The organism is Escherichia sp. MOD1-EC5950 (assembly GCF_002965345.1).
Classification (GTDB): domain Bacteria; phylum Pseudomonadota; class Gammaproteobacteria; order Enterobacterales; family Enterobacteriaceae; genus Escherichia; species Escherichia marmotae.
In genome coordinates this window covers 89,588-110,199 of record NZ_PTSR01000006.1, presented here as the reverse complement: position 1 = coordinate 110,199, position 20,612 = coordinate 89,588, and the positions used below count along the sequence as shown (strand labels likewise).

Sequence of the window (20,612 nt, the reverse complement as noted above, 5' to 3'; positions counted from 1 at the left end):
TGGACTTTCTGCGTGCTGTTAAAGCAGGATAAGTCGCATTACTGATGGCTTCGCTATCATTGATTAATTTCACTTGCGACTTTGGCTGCTTTTTGTATGGTGAAAGATGTGCCATGAGGACACAGGCACATTTATACAGCACACATCTTTGCAGGAAAAAAACGCTTATGAAAAATGTTGGTTTTATCGGCTGGCGCGGTATGGTCGGCTCCGTTCTCATGCAACGCATGGTTGAAGAGCGCGATTTCGACGCCATTCGCCCTGTCTTCTTTTCGACTTCCCAGTCTGGCCAGGCTGCGCCGTCCTTTGGCGGCACCTCCGGCACACTTCAGGATGCTTTTGATCTGGAAGCGCTGAAGGCTCTCGATATCATCGTGACCTGTCAGGGCGGCGATTATACCAACGAAATCTATCCAAAGCTTCGTGAAAGCGGATGGCAAGGTTACTGGATTGACGCAGCATCGTCTCTGCGCATGAAAGATGACGCCATCATCATCCTTGACCCTGTTAATCAGGGCGTCATTACCGACGGATTAAATAAAGGCATCAGGACTTTTGTTGGCGGTAACTGTACTGTCAGCCTGATGTTGATGTCGTTGGGCGGTTTATTCGCTAATAATCTTGTTGATTGGGTTTCCGTTGCGACCTACCAGGCGGCTTCCGGCGGTGGTGCGCGACATATGCGTGAGTTATTAACCCAGATGGGTCAGTTGTATGGCCATGTGGCGGATGAACTTGCGACCCCCTCCTCTGCTATTCTCGAGATCGAACGCAAAGTTACGACGCTAACCCGCAGCGGCGAACTGCCAGTTGATAACTTTGGCGTGCCGCTGGCTGGTAGCCTGATTCCGTGGATCGACAAACAGCTCGATAATGGTCAGAGCCGCGAAGAGTGGAAAGGGCAAGCGGAAACTAACAAGATCCTCAACACATCTTCCGTGATCCCGGTAGATGGCTTATGTGTGCGTGTCGGGGCACTACGCTGCCACAGCCAGGCATTCACCATTAAATTGAAAAAGGATGTATCCATTCCGACCGTGGAAGAACTGCTGGCTGCGCACAATCCGTGGGCGAAAGTAGTACCAAACGATCGTGAAATCACGATGCGTGAGCTAACCCCAGCAGCCGTTACCGGCACGCTGACCACGCCTGTAGGGCGCCTGCGTAAACTGAATATGGGACCAGAATTCCTGTCAGCCTTTACCGTGGGTGATCAGTTGCTGTGGGGGGCCGCGGAGCCGCTGCGTCGGATGCTTCGTCAACTGGCGTAATCTTTATTCATTAAATTTGGGGCGCGATGCCGCCCCTTTTAGTGCGTAATACAGGAGTAAGCGCAGATGTTTCATGATTTACCGGGAGTTAGATAAAGCATTGGCTATTCTTTAAGGGTGGCAGAATACCTGGGTATTCACTGCCTTACCTGAAGGGAGGACGACGCAGAGAGGATGCACAGAGTGCTGCGTCGTTCAGGTCAAAAAAATGTCACAACCAGATGTCAAAAATCAGTTGGATGGGGTGACACAATAAAACAGGAAGACAAGCATGTCCGTTCGTATCGATAGAGACGTGATAAACGCGCTAATTGCAGGCCATTTTGCAGACCCATTTTCCGTACTGGGAATGCATAAAACTACAGCGGGACTGGAAGTCCGTGCCCTTTTACCTGATGCCACCGATGTGTGGGTGATTGAACCAAAAACCGGACGCAAAGTCGCTAAACTGGAGTGTCTCGACTCTCGTGGATTCTTTAGCGGCGTCATACCGCGGCGTAAGAATTTTTTCCGTTATCAGTTGGCTGTTGTCTGGCATGGTCAGCAGAACCTGATTGATGATCCTTACCGTTTTGGTCCTTTAATCCAGGAAATGGATGCCTGGCTGTTATCTGAAGGTACTCACCTGCGCCCATATGAAACCTTAGGCGCGCACGCTGATACTATGGATGGCGTTACCGGCACGCGTTTTTCTGTCTGGGCACCAAATGCCCGACGAGTCTCGGTCGTTGGGCAATTCAACTACTGGGATGGCCGCCGTCACCCAATGCGTCTGCGTAAAGAAAGCGGTATCTGGGAACTGTTTATCCCTGGCGCGCATAACGGTCAGCTCTATAAATACGAGATGATTGATGCTAACGGTAATCTCCGTCTGAAGTCTGATCCCTATGCTTTCGAAGCGCAGATGCGCCCGGAAACCGCTTCCCTTATTTGCGGACTGCCTGAAAAAGTCGTACAGACTGAAGAGCGCAAAAAAGCGAATCAGTTTGATGCGCCAATCTCTATCTATGAAGTTCACCTGGGCTCCTGGCGTCGTCACGCCGACAACAACTTCTGGCTAAGCTATCGCGAACTGGCTGATCAACTGGTGCCTTACGCCAAGTGGATGGGCTTTACCCACCTCGAACTGTTGCCGATTAATGAACATCCGTTCGATGGCAGTTGGGGCTATCAGCCGACGGGTCTGTATGCGCCAACTCGTCGTTTTGGTACTCGTGATGACTTCCGTTATTTCATTGATGCCGCACACGCAGCCGGTTTGAACGTTATTCTCGACTGGGTGCCGGGGCACTTCCCGACTGATGACTTTGCGCTTGCCGAATTTGACGGTACGAACCTGTATGAGCACAGCGATCCGCGTGAAGGCTACCACCAGGACTGGAATACCCTGATCTACAACTATGGACGTCGTGAAGTCAGCAATTTCCTCGTCGGTAACGCGCTGTACTGGGTTGAACGTTTTGGTATTGATGCGCTGCGTGTCGATGCAGTAGCGTCGATGATTTATCGTGATTACAGCCGTAAAGAGGGTGAGTGGATCCCCAACGAGTTTGGTGGACGCGAGAATCTGGAAGCGATTGAGTTCCTGCGCAATACCAACCGTATTATCGGTGAGCAAGTTCCTGGCGCGGTAACGATGGCGGAGGAGTCTACCGACTTCCCGAACGTTTCTCGTCCTCAGGATATTGGCGGCCTGGGCTTCTGGTACAAATGGAACCTGGGCTGGATGCACGACACCCTGGATTACATGAAGCTCGACCCGATTTATCGTCAATACCATCACGATAAACTCACCTTCGGGATGCTCTACAACTACACTGAAAACTTCGTCCTGCCGTTGTCGCACGACGAAGTGGTGCACGGCAAAAAATCGATTCTCGACAGAATGCCGGGTGATGCATGGCAGAAGTTTGCCAATTTGCGCGCCTACTATGCCTGGATGTGGGCGTTTCCGGGCAAAAAACTGCTGTTCATGGGTAATGAATTTGCCCAAGGGCGAGAGTGGAACCACGATGCCAGCCTCGACTGGCATCTGCTGGAAGGCGGTGACAACTGGCATCACGGTGTCCAGCGTCTGGTACGCGATCTGAACCACACTTATCGTCATCATAAAGCACTGCATGAGCTGGATTTCGACGCGTATGGCTTTGAATGGCTGGTGGTGGATGACCATGAACGCTCGGTGCTGATTTTTGTTCGCCGCGATAAAGAGGGGAATGAAATTATCGTTGCCAGTAACTTTACGCCGGTGCCGCGCTATGACTATCGCTTTGGCATTAATCAGCCGGGTAAATGGCGTGAAATCCTCAACACTGATTCTATGCACTACCACGGTAGTAATGCCGGCAATGGCGGCGCGGTACACAGCGATGAGATTGCCAGCCACGGTCGTCAGCATTCATTAAGCCTTACACTACCGCCGCTGGCCACTATCTGGCTGGTTCGGGAGGGAGAATGACACAACTTGCCATTGGCAAACCCGCTCCCCTTGGCGCGCATTACGACGGCCAGGGCGTCAACTTTACGCTCTTCTCCGCTCATGCCGAGCGGGTAGAGCTGTGTGTGTTTGACGCCCAGGACGTAGAACATCGGTATGACTTGCCAGGACGAAGTGGCGATATCTGGCACGGTTATCTGCCGGATGCGCGCCCGGGTTTGCGTTATGGTTATCGCGTTCATGGCCCATGGCAACCCGCCATGGGGCATCGCTTTAACCCGGCGAAGTTGTTGATTGATCCTTGCGCGCGGCAGATTGTCGGGGAATTTAAAGATAACCCGCTGCTGCACGCTGGCCATAGTGAACCTGACTATCGCGACAATGCTGCCATTGCGCCGAAATGTGTCGTGGTAGTGGACCACTATGATTGGGAAGATGATGCCCCGCCGTGCACGTCGTGGGGCAGCACTATCATTTATGAAGCCCATGTCAAAGGATTAACCTACTTGCACCCGGAGATCCCGGTAGAGATCCGCGGCACTTATAAAGCCCTGGGGCATCCGGTGATGATCAACTATTTAAAACAGTTGGGCATTACCGCACTGGAGCTGCTGCCGGTGGCGCAATTTGCCAGTGAGCCGCGTTTGCAACGCATGGGGCTAAGCAACTACTGGGGTTACAACCCGGTGGCGCTGTTTGCGCTGCATCCGGCGTATGCCTGCTCGCCAGAAACGGCGCTGGATGAGTTTCGTGATGCAGTCAAAGCCCTGCATAAAGCGGGCATTGAGGTCATTCTCGACATCGTGCTCAACCACAGTGCGGAACTGGATCTCGACGGTCCGGTATTCTCACTGCGCGGGATCGATAACCGTAGCTATTATTGGATAAGAGAAGACGGCGATTATCACAACTGGACCGGCTGTGGCAACACACTCAACTTGAGCCATCCGGCAGTGGTGGAATACGCCAGCGCCTGTCTACGCTATTGGGTGGAAACCTGTCACGTTGATGGCTTCCGTTTCGATCTCGCAACAGTCATGGGGAGAACGCCGGAGTTTCGTCAGGATGCGCCGCTGTTTATCGCTATCCAGAATTGCCCGGTGCTTTCGCAAGTGAAGCTGATTGCTGAACCGTGGGATATCGCACCCGGCGGCTATCAGGTGGGGAATTTCCCTCCGCTGTTTGCCGAGTGGAACGATCATTTCCGCGATGCCGCCCGCCGTTTCTGGCTGCATTATGATTTACCTCTGGGAGAGTTTGCCGGACGCTTTGCCGCATCCAGTGATGTTTTTAAACGTAATGGCCGTCTGCCGAGTGCTGCGATTAATCTGGTCACAGCACATGACGGTTTTACGCTTCGCGACTGCGTTTGTTTCAACCATAAGCACAATGAAGCAAATGGAGAAGAAAATCGCGACGGAACCAACAACAATTACAGTAACAATCATGGTAAAGAAGGATTAGGCGGTACTCTTGATCTGGTTGAACGGCGGCGCGACAGCATTCACGCCCTGTTAACAACGTTGTTGCTCTCCCAGGGTACGCCGATGTTACTGGCCGGTGACGAACATGGTCACAGCCAGCATGGCAATAACAATGCTTACTGTCAGGATAACCAACTAACGTGGTTGGACTGGTCGCAAGCAAGCAGTGGTTTAATCGCGTTTACCGCCGCGTTAATCCATCTGCGCAAGCGCATTCCTGCTTTGGTAGAGGATCGCTGGTGGGAAGAAGGCGACGGCAATGTCCGTTGGCTAAATCGATATGCTCAATCTTTAAGCTCGGATGAGTGGCAGAACGGGCCGAAGCAACTGCAAATTTTGCTTTCGGATCGTTTCTTGATCGCAATAAACGCCACGCTTGAGGTAACAGAGATTGTTTTACCTGCAGGGGAGTGGCATGCCATTCCCCCATTCGCTGGAGAGGATAACCCAGTGATTACGGCTGTCTGGCCGGGACCTGCACACGGATTGTGTGTGTTCCAGAGATGATAAAAAAGGAGTTAGTCATGATTAGTTTAGAGAAGAACGATCACTTAATGTTGGCACGCCAGCTGCCATTGAAGTCTGTTGCCTTGATTCTGGCGGGGGGACGCGGTACTCGCCTGAAGGATTTAACCAATAAGAGAGCAAAGCCTGCCGTACACTTCGGCGGCAAGTTCCGCATTATCGACTTTGCTCTGTCCAACTGCATCAACTCCGGTATCCGCCGTATGGGCGTGATCACCCAGTACCAGTCTCACACCCTGGTGCAGCACATTCAGCGCGGCTGGTCGTTCTTCAATGAAGAAATGAACGAGTTTGTCGATCTGCTGCCAGCGCAGCAGAGAATGAAAGGGGAAAACTGGTATCGCGGTACGGCAGATGCAGTTACCCAAAACCTCGACATTATTCGCCGTTATAAAGCGGAGTATGTAGTAATCCTGGCGGGTGACCATATCTACAAGCAGGACTATTCGCGAATGCTTATCGACCACGTCGAAAAAGGTGCGCGTTGTACCGTTGCTTGTATGCCAGTCCCAATTGAAGAAGCCTCTGCATTTGGTGTTATGGCTGTCGATGAAAACGATAAAATTATCGAATTTGTTGAGAAACCGGCTAACCCGCCGTCAATGCCAAACGATCCGAGCAAATCTTTGGCGAGTATGGGGATCTACGTCTTTGACGCAGACTACCTGTATGAACTGCTGGAAGAAGACGATCGCGATGAAAACTCCAGCCACGACTTTGGTAAAGATTTGATTCCAAAAATTACCGAAGAAGGCCTCGCCTATGCGCATCCATTCCCGCTCTCTTGTGTACAGTCCGACCCGGACGCCGAGCCGTACTGGCGCGATGTGGGGACGTTGGAAGCTTATTGGAAAGCGAACCTCGATCTGGCCTCTGTCGTGCCGGAACTGGATATGTACGATCGCAACTGGCCGATTCGTACCTACAATGAATCATTGCCGCCAGCGAAATTCGTTCAGGATCGCTCCGGTAGCCACGGGATGACCCTTAACTCCCTGGTTTCTGGCGGTTGTGTGATCTCTGGTTCGGTGGTGGTGCAGTCCGTTCTGTTCTCACGCGTTCGCGTGAATTCATTCTGCAACATTGATTCCGCCGTATTGCTACCAGAAGTATGGGTAGGTCGCTCGTGCCGTCTGCGTCGCTGTGTCATTGACCGCGCTTGTGTTATTCCGGAAGGCATGGTGATTGGTGAGGATGCAGAAGAGGATGCACGTCGTTTCTATCGTTCAGAAGAAGGCATCGTGCTGGTTACGCGCGAAATGCTACGGAAGTTAGGGTATAAACAGGAGCGATAATGCAGGTTTTACATGTATGTTCAGAGATGTTCCCGCTGCTTAAAACCGGCGGTCTGGCTGATGTTATTGGGGCATTACCCGCAGCACAAATCGCAGACGGCGTTGACGCTCGCGTACTGTTGCCTGCATTTCCCGATATTCGCCGCGGCGTGACCGATGCAAAGGTGGTATCTCGTCGTGATACCTTTGCTGGGCATTTCACGCTGCTGTTCGGGCATTACAACGGGGTTGGCATTTACCTGATTGATGCGCCACATCTCTACGATCGTCCCGGAAGCCCGTATCACGATACCAACTTATTTGCCTACACCGACAACGTATTGCGTTTTGCACTGCTGGGGTGGGTTGGGGCAGAGATGGCAAGCGGGCTTGACCCATTCTGGCGTCCTGATGTGGTGCATGCGCACGACTGGCATGCAGGCCTTGCGCCTGCGTATCTGGCGGCAAGTGGGCGTCCGGCGAAGTCGGTGTTTACTGTGCACAATCTGGCCTATCAAGGCATGTTTTATGCACATCACATGAATGACATCCAATTGCCATGGTCATTCTTTAATGTTCACGGACTGGAGTTCAACGGGCAAATCTCTTTCCTGAAAGCCGGATTGTATTACGCTGACCACATTACCGCGGTTAGTCCGACCTACGCTCGTGAGATTACTGAACCTCAGTTTGCCTACGGTATGGAAGGTCTGCTCCAGCAACGTCATCGTGAAGGGCGGCTTTCCGGCATACTGAACGGCGTGGACGAGAAAATATGGAGTCCAGAGACGGACTTACTTTTAGCCTCGCGTTACACCCGCGATTCATTGGAGGATAAAGCGGAGAATAAGCGCCAGTTGCAAATCGCAATGGGGCTTAAGGTTGACGATAAGGTGCCGCTTTTTGCAGTGGTGAGCCGTCTGACCAGCCAGAAAGGTCTTGACCTGGTGCTGGAGGCCTTACCGGGCCTTCTGGAACAGGGTGGACAACTGGCGTTACTCGGCGCGGGCGATCCGGTGTTGCAGGAAGGTTTTCTTGCCGCAGCGGCGGAACATCCTGGGCAGGTTGGTGTACAGATTGGTTATCACGAAGCATTTTCGCATCGCATTATGGGCGGCGCGGACGTCATTCTGGTGCCCAGTCGTTTTGAACCGTGCGGCTTAACGCAACTTTATGGATTGAAGTACGGCACGCTGCCGTTAGTGCGGCGTACCGGTGGGCTTGCTGATACGGTTTCTGACTGTTCTCTTGAGAACCTTGCAGATGGCGTCGCCAGTGGGTTTGTCTTTGAAGATAGTAATGCCTGGTCGTTGTTACGGGCTATTCGGCGCGCTTTTGTTCTGTGGTCCCGCCCTTCGCTGTGGCGGTTTGTGCAACGTCAGGCTATGGCAATGGATTTTAGCTGGCAGGTCGCGGCGAAGTCGTACCGTGAGCTTTACTATCGCTTGAAATAGTTTTCAGGAAACGCCTATATGAATGCTCCGTTTACATATTCATCGCCCACGCTTAGCGTAGAAGCTCTTAAGCACTCTATCGCTTATAAGCTGATGTTTACGATTGGAAAGGATCCGGTCGTAGCCAATAAACATGAATGGCTGAACGCAACGTTATTTGCTGTGCGCGATCGTCTCGTGGAGCGCTGGTTACGCTCGAACCGTGCCCAGCTATCGCAAGAAACTCGTCAGGTTTACTACCTGTCGATGGAGTTTTTGATTGGCCGAACTCTCTCCAATGCCATGCTGTCGTTAGGTATTTATGACGATGTCCAGGGTGCGCTGGAGTCGATGGGATTAAATCTCGAAGAGTTGATTGATGAGGAAAATGACCCGGGCCTCGGTAACGGCGGCCTGGGGCGTCTGGCGGCCTGCTTCCTGGATTCACTGGCGACTTTAGGGTTGCCGGGACGCGGTTACGGAATCCGTTATGACTACGGTATGTTCAAACAGAACATCGTTAACGGCAGTCAGAAAGAGTCTCCGGACTACTGGCTGGAGTACGGCAATCCGTGGGAATTTAAACGCCACAATACGCGCTACAAAGTGCGTTTTGGCGGTCGTATTCAGCAAGAAGGCAAGAAAACGCGCTGGATTGAAACCGAAGAAATTTTGGCCGTGGCTTACGACCAAATCATCCCAGGTTATGATACTGACGCGACAAACACCTTGCGTCTGTGGAGCGCACAAGCCAGTAGCGAAATTAATCTCGGTAAATTTAACCAGGGAGATTACTTCGCGGCGGTGGAGGACAAAAACCACTCCGAGAACGTTTCCCGCGTGCTTTACCCGGATGATTCCACCTATTCCGGGCGTGAACTGCGTTTGCGTCAGGAGTATTTCCTGGTCTCCTCAACCATTCAGGACATTTTAAGTCGCCATTATCAGTTGCATAAAACCTACGATAATCTGGCGGATAAAATCGCGATTCATCTCAACGACACCCATCCGGTGCTGTCGATTCCTGAGCTGATGCGCCTGCTGATTGATGAGCACAAATTTAGCTGGGACGACGCTTTTGAAGTGTGCTGTGAGGTCTTCTCATACACCAACCACACGCTGATGAGCGAGGCGCTGGAAACCTGGCCGGTCGATATGCTGGGTAAAATTCTGCCGCGTCATTTGCAGATTATCTTTGAGATCAACGACTATTTCCTGAAAACCTTGCAGGAGCAGTATCCGAACGATACCGACTTGTTGGGACGGGCGTCGATCATTGATGAATCTAATGGGCGTCGTGTGCGGATGGCCTGGCTGGCTGTTGTGGTCAGTCACAAAGTTAACGGTGTGTCGGAGTTGCACTCTAATCTGATGGTGCAATCGCTGTTTGCCGACTTTGCGAAAATCTTCCCAGGACGTTTCACCAACGTCACCAACGGTGTGACGCCGCGTCGCTGGCTGGCGGTGGCGAACCCGTCGCTTTCAGCCGTACTGGACGAACACCTGGGGCGTAACTGGCGTACCGACCTGAGCCAATTAAACGAGCTACAACAGCACTGTGATTTCCCGATGGTCAATCATGCTGTTCATCAGGCGAAGCTGGATAACAAAAAGCGTCTGGCGGAGTACATCGCACAACAACTGAATGTGGTGGTGAATCCGAAAGCGCTGTTTGATGTGCAAATCAAACGTATTCACGAATACAAACGTCAATTGATGAATGTGTTACACGTTATCACCCGCTATAACCGTATCAAGGCCGATCCTGATGCGAAATGGGTTCCGCGTGTGAATATTTTTGCCGGTAAGGCAGCATCGGCCTATTACATGGCGAAGCACATTATCCATTTGATCAACGATGTAGCGACGGTGATCAACAACGATCCGCAGATTGGCGACAAGTTGAAAGTGGTGTTTATCCCGAACTACAGCGTCAGCCTGGCGCAGTTGATCATCCCGGCGGCCGATCTTTCCGAACAGATCTCACTGGCAGGGACAGAAGCTTCTGGCACCAGCAACATGAAGTTTGCACTTAACGGTGCGCTGACTATCGGTACGCTGGACGGCGCGAATGTTGAGATGCTGGATCATGTCGGTGCGGACAATATCTTTATCTTTGGTAACACAGCGGAAGAAGTGGAAGAACTGCGTCGTCAGGGCTACAAACCGCGTGAATACTACGAGAAAGATGAAGAACTGCATCAGGTGCTGACGCAAATCGGCAGCGGCGTGTTCAGTCCGGAAGATCCGGGCCGCTACCGCGATCTGGTTGATTCGCTGATCAACTTTGGCGATCACTACCAGGTACTGGCGGATTATCGCAGCTATGTCGATTGCCAGGATAAGGTTGACGAACTTTACGAGCGTCCGGAAGAGTGGACAGCCAAAGCGATGCTGAACATCGCCAATATGGGCTACTTCTCTTCTGATCGGACCATCAAAGAGTACGCCGATCTTATCTGGCATATTGATCCAGTGAGATTGTAATTTCGCAAAGTGATAACTGCCGTGTGTTCCATTTAAAACTATCGTTAATGGGCATACGGCATTTTTATATCAGATAAATAATATGTCATGACGATTTACACACAGCATCTATTAATAATAAATTATTAATAAAAAATTTCATCTGAGTACGCATCATATAATAAACACCATAAATAAATAACCAATAAATCATTCGTTATATTTATATATTTCACCACTCCTCAGCTATTCTGTTTAAAATAAAACCCTTTATTTTCAATCTACTGTATGTTTATATAAAGTCACTCATTGCGAGTATGGGATTTTTTAGTTACATTGCTAAACAGCACATATAATATTTTTAAGTCAATCTATCCCTTAATAAAATCCCCCTGGGATTCACCAACGCCAGCTTTGCTCATCTTAATAATGTGACTTGTTAAAGCTGAATGTAATAATAATCGCCAATATTGCTTGGATTTTTTAACAAAAGGAAAGGTATAAATGAAATTCAATCTATCTAATTTATCCGTAGTTTTACTCGCATCAGGTATGCTGATGTCAACTGCGGTAACCGCTGCGCCAGGCGATGCATCACAATTTGGTGGTGCCGATACAGACTGGAGCACCGTTGATTATCCGAAACTTACCGATATGGATGACAACACCGATGCGATGGGCGGAAACATTCGTTTTACTGGTCGCGTGGTTAAAGCAACGTGTAAGATTGCAACAGAATCGAAACAGATTGAAGTGGTACTGCCAGTCGTACCTTCTAACGCTTTCACGGGCATCGATACTGAAGCAACGGGTGCCAGTAACCAGACTAACTTCAACATTAAACTAACCGATTGTAGCAATACGACCAGTCAAAATATTGAATTCCGTTTTACTGGTGCAGCGGACGGTGCCAACCAGACGCTTGCCAATGAAGTGGAAGGGGCTGCTGATGCTGATGGTACTGGCGAAGCGGGAGCAACTGGAGTAGGGATTCGTATTTATTCTAAAAACACGACAACTGATGGCCTGGTTAAACTGAATACACAATCTCCTCAGGGGAGTAGTTCTTCGGCGGCTTACGTGATTCCTGGCGATGCAACCGCCCATGATTTTATCGCTGCATTTACCGCGGGATATGCTCAGAACGGTAGTACCGTTGCACCAGGTCTGGTGAAATCTACGGCCAGTTTCGTCGTGCTGTACGAATAATTACAGCAATATAATTTCAGGTTACAGTTATTTGTAGCCTGAAATTAATACTACGTGTTTATTTATAATAAATATACACGAGTTAATAATTGCAGTTAATTTTCATCTACAAGGATGCAGTATGAGATGGATTTCAAAAAATAAATGTTTTGCAAATAGAAACATTAAACCTTCGCTGAAGACTCAATATGCCATAAGGGTCGGTGCTCTATTTTTACTGTCCGCCATATCTATCAACGCTATTGCAGCGGGTGGTTTCGGTCTTGGTTCTACGCGTCTGGTTTATCCATCTGACAGTCAGCAAATTACGTTAAGTGTGCAGAATGGTGGGTCCAATACCAGCTATTTAATTCAGTCATGGGTGGATGACAATCAAAGTGGTAAGAAAAGTCCAAACTTTGTGGTTACGCCTCCATTATTTATGTTGCCAACCCGAAAAGAAGCATCACTGCGGATAATGTTTATTGGTAAAACACAGTTACCGACTGACCGTGAAACACTATTCTGGATGAACGTGAAAGCGATTCCTCCGACGGATGAGAAGAATACCCAGAAAAACACATTACAACTGGCGTTACAAAACAGGATTAAATTATTTTACCGTCCGACTAACTTACCCGTTCAGGCTGGTAAAGCACGGGATATGTTGCGATTTAAATACGAAGGTAAACAACTGAAAATCATTAATCTTTCTCCCTATTATCTGACGGTGACAGGAATCAGGGTGCAAGGGGTAAAATTACCCAATACGTTTGTTCCCCCAAAAAGCGACATCACAGTATCTTCTCCGGTGACGTTAGCGGGCGAAATTACTTATCAAACTATCAATGATTACGGTGCCACAACGGCCAGGCAAAAGGGAACGATGCAATAAACCTGGAAGATTAAAACGTTAAAGCAACTCAGGTCAGGGACATGAACCTAAAGCTCAAAAAACTCGAACACTGGATGGCAAGGAACAAGCAGATGGGGCAGTGTATACCGCTTCTACTGACACTTTTGCCTGCGTATTCAGTGGCGGGTATGCGCTTTAACCCTGCCTTTCTGTCAGGTGATACTGAAGCTGTTGCTGATTTATCTCGTTTTGAGAAAGGGATGACTTATCTACCTGGTAGTTATGAGGTTGAAATATGGGTCAATGATTCGCCTTTGACATCACGTAAGGTCACTTTCAAAGCTGATGAGCAGAATCAGTTGATTCCCTGTTTTTCGCTCGATGAATTAGTCATTTTAGGAATCAACAAAAGTGCATTGCCGGAGCAGGCGCAAGATGAGGGGAATCATTGTCTCGATTTGCGTATATGGTTTGCAGAAGTTCAATATACACCTGAACTTGATGCGCAACGACTCAAACTGACTTTCCCGCAGGCAATATTAAAGCATGAGGCACGTGGCTATATTCCACCTGAAGAATGGGATAATGGTATCCCGGCAGTTCTTATTAATTATGATTTTTCTGGCAATAGTGATCGTGGCGACTACGTGTCTGATAGCTATTATTTAAATCTGCGTTCAGGTTTAAATTTAGGGGCGTGGCGTTTTCGTGATTACTCTACATGGAGTCGTTCAGGTAATTCACCGGGGAAAATTGCACATGTGAGTAGTACATTACAACGGGTAATTATTCCTTTCAAAAGTGAATTAACACTGGGTGATACCTGGTCTTCATCAGATGTTTTCGACAGCGTGAGTATTCGTGGTGCTAAACTTGAGTCCGACGAAAACATGCTGCCCGATAGCCAAAGTGGTTTTGCCCCTACTGTGCGCGGCATTGCTAAAAGCAATGCTCAGGTAACGATTAAACAAAATGGCTATGTTATTTATCAGACTTATATTCCTCCCGGACCTTTTGAAATCAACGATCTGAACCCTACGTCTTCCGCAGGGGATTTGGAAGTTACGATCAAAGAGTCTGATAATTCCGAAACTATCTATACCATTCCTTACGCCGCTGTTCCCATCCTTCAACGCGAAGGCCATATAAAATATTCCGCGACGGCCGGTAAATATCGTACTAATAGTTACAATCAAAATAATCCATATATCTTTCAGGGCGATTTGATTTGGGGATTACCCTGGGATATTACTGCATATGGAGGAATACAATATTCTGATAATTATCGGGCAATAGCTCTCGGGCTGGGGTTCAATCTTGGTATGTTTGGAGCGACGTCATTCGATTTGACGCAAGCCAATAGCACGCTTGCCGATGGCAGTAAACATCAAGGGAAATCGTACCGTTTTCTATACTCAAAATCATTAGTGCAAACAGGTACGGCTTTTCAGATTATTGGTTATCGTTACTCGACGGAAGGATTTTATTCGTTGAGTGATACCACATATAAACAAATGTCGGGGACAGTTATCGATCCAGATACTCTTAATGAAAAAGACTATGTTTATAACTGGAATGATTTTTACAATTTGCGTTATAACAAAAGAGGAAAGTTTCAGGCAAATATATCGCAACCATTAGGTAAATATGGTTCTATGTATTTGGCGGCAAGTCAGCAAAGTTACTGGAATACGAATAATAAAGATACCTTATATCAGGTCGGCTATAATACGAGCGTGCATGGGGTTTATTTAAATGTTGCTTATAATTATAGCAAATCACCGGGTTCTGATGCTGACAGAATCTTATCCGTCAATGTCTCATTGCCGATCAGCAATTGGCTATCACCAGCCGTTGATGGGCGTAATGCATCAAATTCTATGACTGCGACTTATGGTTACAGTCAGGATAATAGCGGCCATGTGAATCAGTATGCTGGAGTATCAGGCTCACTGCTGGAGCAACATAATCTTAACTATAACATTCAACAAAATTTCGCCAATCAGAATAATGGTGGGAATGGATCGGTAGGTTTAAACTACCGTGGTGCTTATGGTTCACTAAATTCAGGATACAGCTACGATAATAATGGTAACCAGCAATTTAACTATGGTTTAAGTGGTGCCCTGGTTGTTCATGAAAATGGTCTCACGCTAAGCCAGCCGTTAGGTGAAACAAATATACTGATAAAAGCACCTGGGGCAAACAATGTAAATGTGGAACGTGGAACGGGAGTGAAGACAGACTGGCGTGGCTATGCTGTCGTACCTTATGCCACGGAATACCGGCGTAATAATATCTCTTTAGACCCTATGTCTATGAGTATGCATACAGAATTAGATGCTACCAGCATGGAAGTGATACCCAGTAAAGGCGCTTTAGTTCGCGCTGAGTTTAATGCCCATGTCGGTATTCGTGGTTTATTTAATGTTCGCTATCGTAATAAACCTGTTCCATTTGGTGCGACAGCCAGTGTCCCCACGGAGGGGACGACTCAGATTACAGGAATTGTTGGCGACAGTGGTCAGGTTTATCTCTCCGGTTTGCCTTTACAAGGCATAATAAATATACAGTGGGGCGACGGTTCTTATCAGCAATGTCAGGCAAGCTATCAATTACCGAAAAGCGAGATAGATAATGCTATTAGCTATGCAAATCTGGAGTGCCGCTAATGAATATATTACAGAAATTTATTTTATTAATTTTTACTTCATTATTCATGGTGGTGGTTTCATGTAATGCACTTGCTAACGATACCGTCGTGGTCACATTTACAGGTCAGTTATTAGCAAAAACATGTGATATTACAACTGGAAGTAAAGACCAGCCAGTAAGCATGGGAACTTATGACGCCAATGATTTTTTAAATGTGGGAGATGTTTCTGGCAGTCATACATTTACGATAAATCTGGAAGGATGTCCAACGGCAACCAGTACTATTTATAGTTCAGGAGTCAGTGCTAATGTGCGGTTTAGCGGGGATACAGACACCATCAATACCACCTTATTACGCCTTACTTCCAGTGCAGATAGTGCAACTGGAGTGGGCGTCGAAATTTTAGATAACGATGATAAAGTTATTGCAATTAATGATGAGTCAGGTTTCAAAGAATTAGTTTTAGATAATAATGGCGATGCCAGTTTAGACTTTAAACTCCGCTATAAGTCAACTCAGCAAAACGTACATGCGGGGCAGGCAAATGCACTGTTGTACTTTGATATAGACTATCAGTGAGGATAATATGACGCGCTATTGTAATTTAATTGCTTTGTTATTCTCTGTGATATCAATATCATCCATTGCTGATGATACAACGCATACAGGTGTTGTACGTATAGAAGGAATAATAACGGCAAAGACTTGCATTGTTGCCGATGAGTCTAAAAATTTTACGGTCAACATGCCAGATGTGCCCAGTTATAGGGTTAGAAATTCAGGAGATGTCACTGAAAAAATTGACTTCTCTATAAAATTAACCCGCTGTGGCAGTGATGTCAGTAATGCCAATATCAAATTTGATGGAACATCAGTAAGTGAAGATACCACCCTGTATAAACTGGATGAGGGATCTGTTGAGGGGTTAGCGCTGGCTATTTTTGATAACAACAGACAAAGTATTAGTAATGGTATAATAAGCACCAGTTATGCTCTTACGCCATTGGTAGATAACACATTGCATTTCTTTGCGGCTTATAAAGCCATAAAAAATGATGTACAACCAGGAGATGCGAATGCATCAGTTTCCTTTATCGTCACTTATGATTAATGTGCTGATATTCTTTTTAATATGTTGCACAAATGCGCAAGCAGGGGTTGTCGTTGGCAGTACCCGTTTTGTTTACCCAGAAAAGCAGTCATCAATATCGGTCGAGCTTAAAAATACTGCCAGTAAAGATATGTTGGTTAAAATTTCCGTGACACCTGATGATGGACGTCAGTTAAAAGGGACAGTGGAATCCCAGCCTTTACTTCCAGATAAGATATTTATTGCGACGCCACCATTATTAGTACTTAAACAAGATAAACATACCAAAATAAGAATTAATCACGTGGGTGGCCAGTTACCTGCAGATCGTGAGAGTTTATTTATACTGAATATTGCAGCGTTACCTGCTCAGGAACCAAACTCACAGCTTAAGAACGAAAATCAACTCCAGGTAGCCGTACGCAATAGGATGAAAATATTTTATCGCCCGGAGACATTATCAGGTAATCCACTTGACGCTTATAAACAGTTACGTTGGTCGCGAAACAATGAAACTGTCACCATTTTTAACCCTACCCCCTGGTATGTGACACTCTATAATTTATCTATTGATGGTAAAAGCATAAATGGTGGCATGGTCGCACCATTTAGCCATCGTCAACAGAATTGGTGTTTGCGGCAAGGATATTGTGAGGTTAACTGGCAAACGTTGGATCTTTATAATAATGCCTTACCTGTATGTAACGTGAAATTAAATGTTTTGCAAAATAATGTTATGGGTGCAGTAGCGATACATGGATAACTGGAGAAGCAGAATGTTAACTTATTTCTGGGGAAATATAAAAGTAATTTGTATATTGTTTTTTCTTTTAATCAGTAGTTGCTATAACATCGTGTATGCAGAAGATATGGGACGGGATCGCGCTTTTTGTTATCCTGGAAAGCCAGGGAATAATACTACTCCTGCGACATTTTCTTATAATTTTGGTACTGTTACTGTCTCAGATGTTAATAATAATTCTCCCGGAAAAATATTACCAGTGCAGAACTGGAAAATAGGGACTTATAAAGCGTATTGCAATTCCCTGGATGATTACGAGGTTTATTTTACAGCCACATCTGGCATAGACCCATCAGGTGCGTCTGGTGATCATCAGGGAAGCGATATATTTATCCCCTTGACTCATGAGATATCGGTTTCAACACATATAAAACTCTATAAGAGAAATGAAACAATGACAGATAAGACAGTTCCTTTTGAAAACTATAGCACCAATTATCCAGCAGACAGAAGTAAACCATCGAGTTGGTCATCCGGAACAGAAGGCTATATAAAAATCAGACTTGATAAAAAAATAATATCCGACATCTCAATAAATAACGTGCTGCTGGTTTCTTTGTATGTCAGCCAGTTCCCAACGGAGCACGGACCAGTTCCTGTATTTAATGCTTATATTGGTAACTTAAATATTGAGGTTCCACAAGGTTGCACAATTAATGAGGGCACCAGTTTTACCGTTAATATGCCGGATGTCTGGGCCAGTGAGCTAAGTCGGGCTGGTGCTGGAGTGAAGCCAACGGGCGTTTCCCCGGTTGCAACCACTATTCCGATAAACTGTACAAATAAAGATATTGATGCCGTAATGACGCTGGTTTTTGATGGCAATATTTCATCAACGAGAGATGTTAATGGTCGGCAAAGCATTATTCAGGCGGAGGATAACCCAGACGTTGGCATTATGATTATGGATAGCCAACAGGAGTCCGTAGACTTGAATGAGCTGGCTGCGCATGTTGGCGTGCCATTTAAGTTAGTTGAAAACCGGGCTGCGTCAGCTCAGACGGCAGACGTGACTTTTCTGTCTCTCCCCGTCAGTACCACAGGGCGGCTACCTGCTGCGGGTCGTTATAACGCCCTGGCTATTTTGCGGGTGGAATATCAGTAATGTGTGTGAGTACAGAATCGGATTAGCCCGCTTTTAGCCATCGGTGCAAAATAAAGCGCAGTAACAGCAAGGATGAATAATATGCAAAACGGAAAATGGATTTTGACCTCGCTGGTAATGACTTTTTTCGGCATCCCCATACTGACGCAATTTTTGGCAGCGGTTGTTGCCATGCTGGGGGTCGGACTTACCGCCATTCTTGAGGTTTGCAATTTACTCTTCACGCCAACAATTTACCTTCTGCTTAACATTTTTATGTTGGCGCTGGGCGCGATAATGCTATTTTTCTCGGGGCGAGTATGGGCGGGCGATAGCGCTCCAGAAAAAAGAGAAATAGCCGCCTGGCGACAATGCTTTTTTCTGTTACCGGCACTATTAATCCTGGTTGGCTGGATAATCACGCTACATCTGGCAGATTATCAATTTCGCCAGATGGGAGCAGATTGGTTGGCAAACCTTATGCTTCCCTGGATGGGCGTTTTGTTAGTCTCATTAGTTGGTGGTGAGTTCTGGTGGATAGTCATAATTCCCGTTGGGGCGCATATCAGTTTTTCGCTGGGATACGCCTGGCCAACCAGACATTCTTTAACCGGCACATCCGGGCTACGTTGCCGTAATTCTCTCCTGTTTATCCTTCTCATGCTTGGTTTTGTCGCTGGTTATCAGGCTTATTTATATAAACAGCTCAATCCCGGCGTTGGTGTACGCGAAAATATTGATACCTGGGCCTGGCGACCCGATAAACTCAATAATCAACTTACAGCGCTGCGTGGTAAACCACAAATCCAGTTTACGCAAAACTGGCCGCGACTCGATGGCGCTACGGCAGCGTACCCAATTTATGCCTCTGCATTTTATGCGTTAAGCGTAATACCGGAAGATTTACACACCCGGGAATATTTGGCGAACTCTCGCACGCCGGAGGCGTATAACAAAATCGTTAAGGGAGACGCTGATATTATTTTTGTGGCTCAACCTTCCGGTGGGCAGAAAAAACGTGCAGAGGAATCAGGTGTTACTTTGATGCACACACCTTTTGCTCGCGAAGCATTTGTTTTCATCGTCAATGCGGATAACCCGGTTAATTCCCTGACTGAACAACAAGTGCGTGACATCTTCAGTGGCGCAATTACCAACTGGCGCACGGTTGGCGGTAATGATCAGGAGATTCAGACCTGGCAACGCCCGGAAGACTCGGGTAGTCAGACGGTGATGCAATCACAGGTCATGAAAAATATCCGCATGATCTCTCCGCAGGAAACAGAAGTAGCAAGTGTGATGGAAGGAATGATTAAAGTCGTTGCCGAATACCGTAATACAAACAACGCAATTGGTTACACCTTCCGCTATTACGCCACGCAAATGAATGCTGATAAGAATATAAAATTATTAGCGATTAACGGCATTGCGCCGACTGCGGAAAACATTCGCAACGGCAAATATCCGTACATCGTCGATGCGTTCATGGTGACGCGGGAAAATACAACGTCAGAAACACAAAAACTGGTGGAGTGGTTTTTAACGCCACAAGGGCAGAGCCTGGTAGAAGATGTGGGATATGTGCCGCTGTATAAAACGTTATCAGATATTAAATAATAAAGTAAACAGGGGGCAGATATGGATATGAAGATTTTATTACCTATCAGCAGTTGCTTACTCTTTCTTCCTGAGAGTAATGCTGCACACCAGAGTATTTCACCGCCTTTCCTGCATTACACATTAGTTTGTGAAAGAGAGCAAATTAACCCCGGAATTAATTTGTCTGAGTATTATTCAGAAAATGAATTTGACTTGTACCAATATTATGCTTTTCGTTGCCCGGATATAGAGAATCAAGTCAGAGGACCATCAGTTTCTGTTTTATTGAGAGTGAGCGCGAAAAGTCCGTTTGAGGACAGGTTAAATATTTCAACATCATATGCAGTTTACCCTGATTATAATATCGATAAATTAATTTACTGGAGTGATGATGGCAACAGGGAGAAATCAACGCTAAACGACTCTGTTAATGTTACTCAATAAAAT

The 20,612-nt window shown here is 47.0% G+C and carries 15 protein-coding genes; all 15 read left to right on the top strand.

The features are described from left to right. The first annotated feature begins 167 nt into the window (after positions 1-167). The 15 genes from asd to BEA93_RS09325 all read left to right on the top strand — a co-directional run bounded on the left by asd (position 168) and on the right by BEA93_RS09325 (position 20,609). Complete coding sequence (gene asd, locus BEA93_RS09395) at positions 168-1,271, top strand: aspartate-semialdehyde dehydrogenase (RefSeq protein ID WP_001517255.1); 1,104 nt, start codon at positions 168-170, stop codon at positions 1,269-1,271. Between the two features lie 271 nt (positions 1,272-1,542). Beyond that, on the top strand, positions 1,543-3,729 hold the full coding sequence (gene glgB, locus BEA93_RS09390; protein WP_000116221.1) for a 1,4-alpha-glucan branching enzyme: 2,187 nt from the start codon (positions 1,543-1,545) through the stop codon (positions 3,727-3,729). Beyond that, entirely contained in the window at positions 3,726-5,699 is a 1,974-nt protein-coding gene (glgX, locus tag BEA93_RS09385) for a glycogen debranching protein GlgX (protein WP_000192558.1), read from the top strand. The genes glgB and glgX overlap by 4 nt, the downstream gene beginning before the upstream one ends. A 17-nt stretch (positions 5,700-5,716) precedes the next feature. Next, positions 5,717-7,012: a glucose-1-phosphate adenylyltransferase gene (gene glgC, locus BEA93_RS09380; RefSeq protein WP_000624233.1), complete on the top strand. Its 1,296-nt coding sequence runs from the start codon at positions 5,717-5,719 to the stop codon at positions 7,010-7,012. Continuing rightward, complete coding sequence (gene glgA / locus BEA93_RS09375) at positions 7,012-8,445, top strand: glycogen synthase GlgA (RefSeq protein ID WP_001197632.1); 1,434 nt, start codon at positions 7,012-7,014, stop codon at positions 8,443-8,445. Before glgC ends, glgA begins: the two co-directional genes overlap by 1 nt. An 18-nt stretch (positions 8,446-8,463) precedes the next feature. After that, positions 8,464-10,911, top strand: coding sequence for a glycogen phosphorylase (gene glgP / locus BEA93_RS09370; protein ID WP_000993434.1), 2,448 nt, complete (start codon positions 8,464-8,466; stop codon positions 10,909-10,911). Between the two features lie 483 nt (positions 10,912-11,394). Beyond that, positions 11,395-12,099: a fimbrial protein gene (locus BEA93_RS09365; protein ID WP_001517251.1), complete on the top strand. Its 705-nt coding sequence runs from the start codon at positions 11,395-11,397 to the stop codon at positions 12,097-12,099. Between the two features lie 121 nt (positions 12,100-12,220). After that, positions 12,221-12,973, top strand: a complete 753-nt coding sequence (locus tag BEA93_RS09360; protein ID WP_105224498.1) for a fimbria/pilus periplasmic chaperone — start codon at positions 12,221-12,223, stop codon at positions 12,971-12,973. A 41-nt stretch (positions 12,974-13,014) separates the two neighbouring features. Beyond that, positions 13,015-15,606, top strand: a complete 2,592-nt coding sequence (locus tag BEA93_RS09355; RefSeq protein WP_105224499.1) for a fimbrial biogenesis usher protein — start codon at positions 13,015-13,017, stop codon at positions 15,604-15,606. A 47-nt stretch (positions 15,607-15,653) separates the two neighbouring features. Next, complete coding sequence (locus BEA93_RS09350) at positions 15,654-16,169, top strand: fimbrial protein (protein ID WP_072274845.1); 516 nt, start codon at positions 15,654-15,656, stop codon at positions 16,167-16,169. Between the two features lie 7 nt (positions 16,170-16,176). Next, complete coding sequence (locus BEA93_RS09345) at positions 16,177-16,701, top strand: fimbrial protein (protein ID WP_000199134.1); 525 nt, start codon at positions 16,177-16,179, stop codon at positions 16,699-16,701. Continuing rightward, positions 16,667-17,443, top strand: coding sequence for a fimbrial biogenesis chaperone (locus BEA93_RS09340; protein ID WP_016249295.1), 777 nt, complete (start codon positions 16,667-16,669; stop codon positions 17,441-17,443). Before BEA93_RS09345 ends, BEA93_RS09340 begins: the two co-directional genes overlap by 35 nt. Before the next feature lie 13 nt (positions 17,444-17,456). Then, positions 17,457-18,587 (top strand): fimbrial protein, encoded by a 1,131-nt coding sequence (locus tag BEA93_RS09335; RefSeq protein ID WP_016249294.1) that lies wholly within the window; start codon positions 17,457-17,459, stop codon positions 18,585-18,587. A gap of 81 nt (positions 18,588-18,668) precedes the next feature. Beyond that, entirely contained in the window at positions 18,669-20,183 is a 1,515-nt protein-coding gene (locus BEA93_RS09330; RefSeq protein WP_123057411.1) for a PstS family phosphate ABC transporter substrate-binding protein, read from the top strand. 21 nt (positions 20,184-20,204) lie between these two features. Then, positions 20,205-20,609, top strand: a complete 405-nt coding sequence (locus BEA93_RS09325; protein WP_105224501.1) for a hypothetical protein — start codon at positions 20,205-20,207, stop codon at positions 20,607-20,609. The last annotated feature ends 3 nt before the right edge of the window (positions 20,610-20,612 follow it).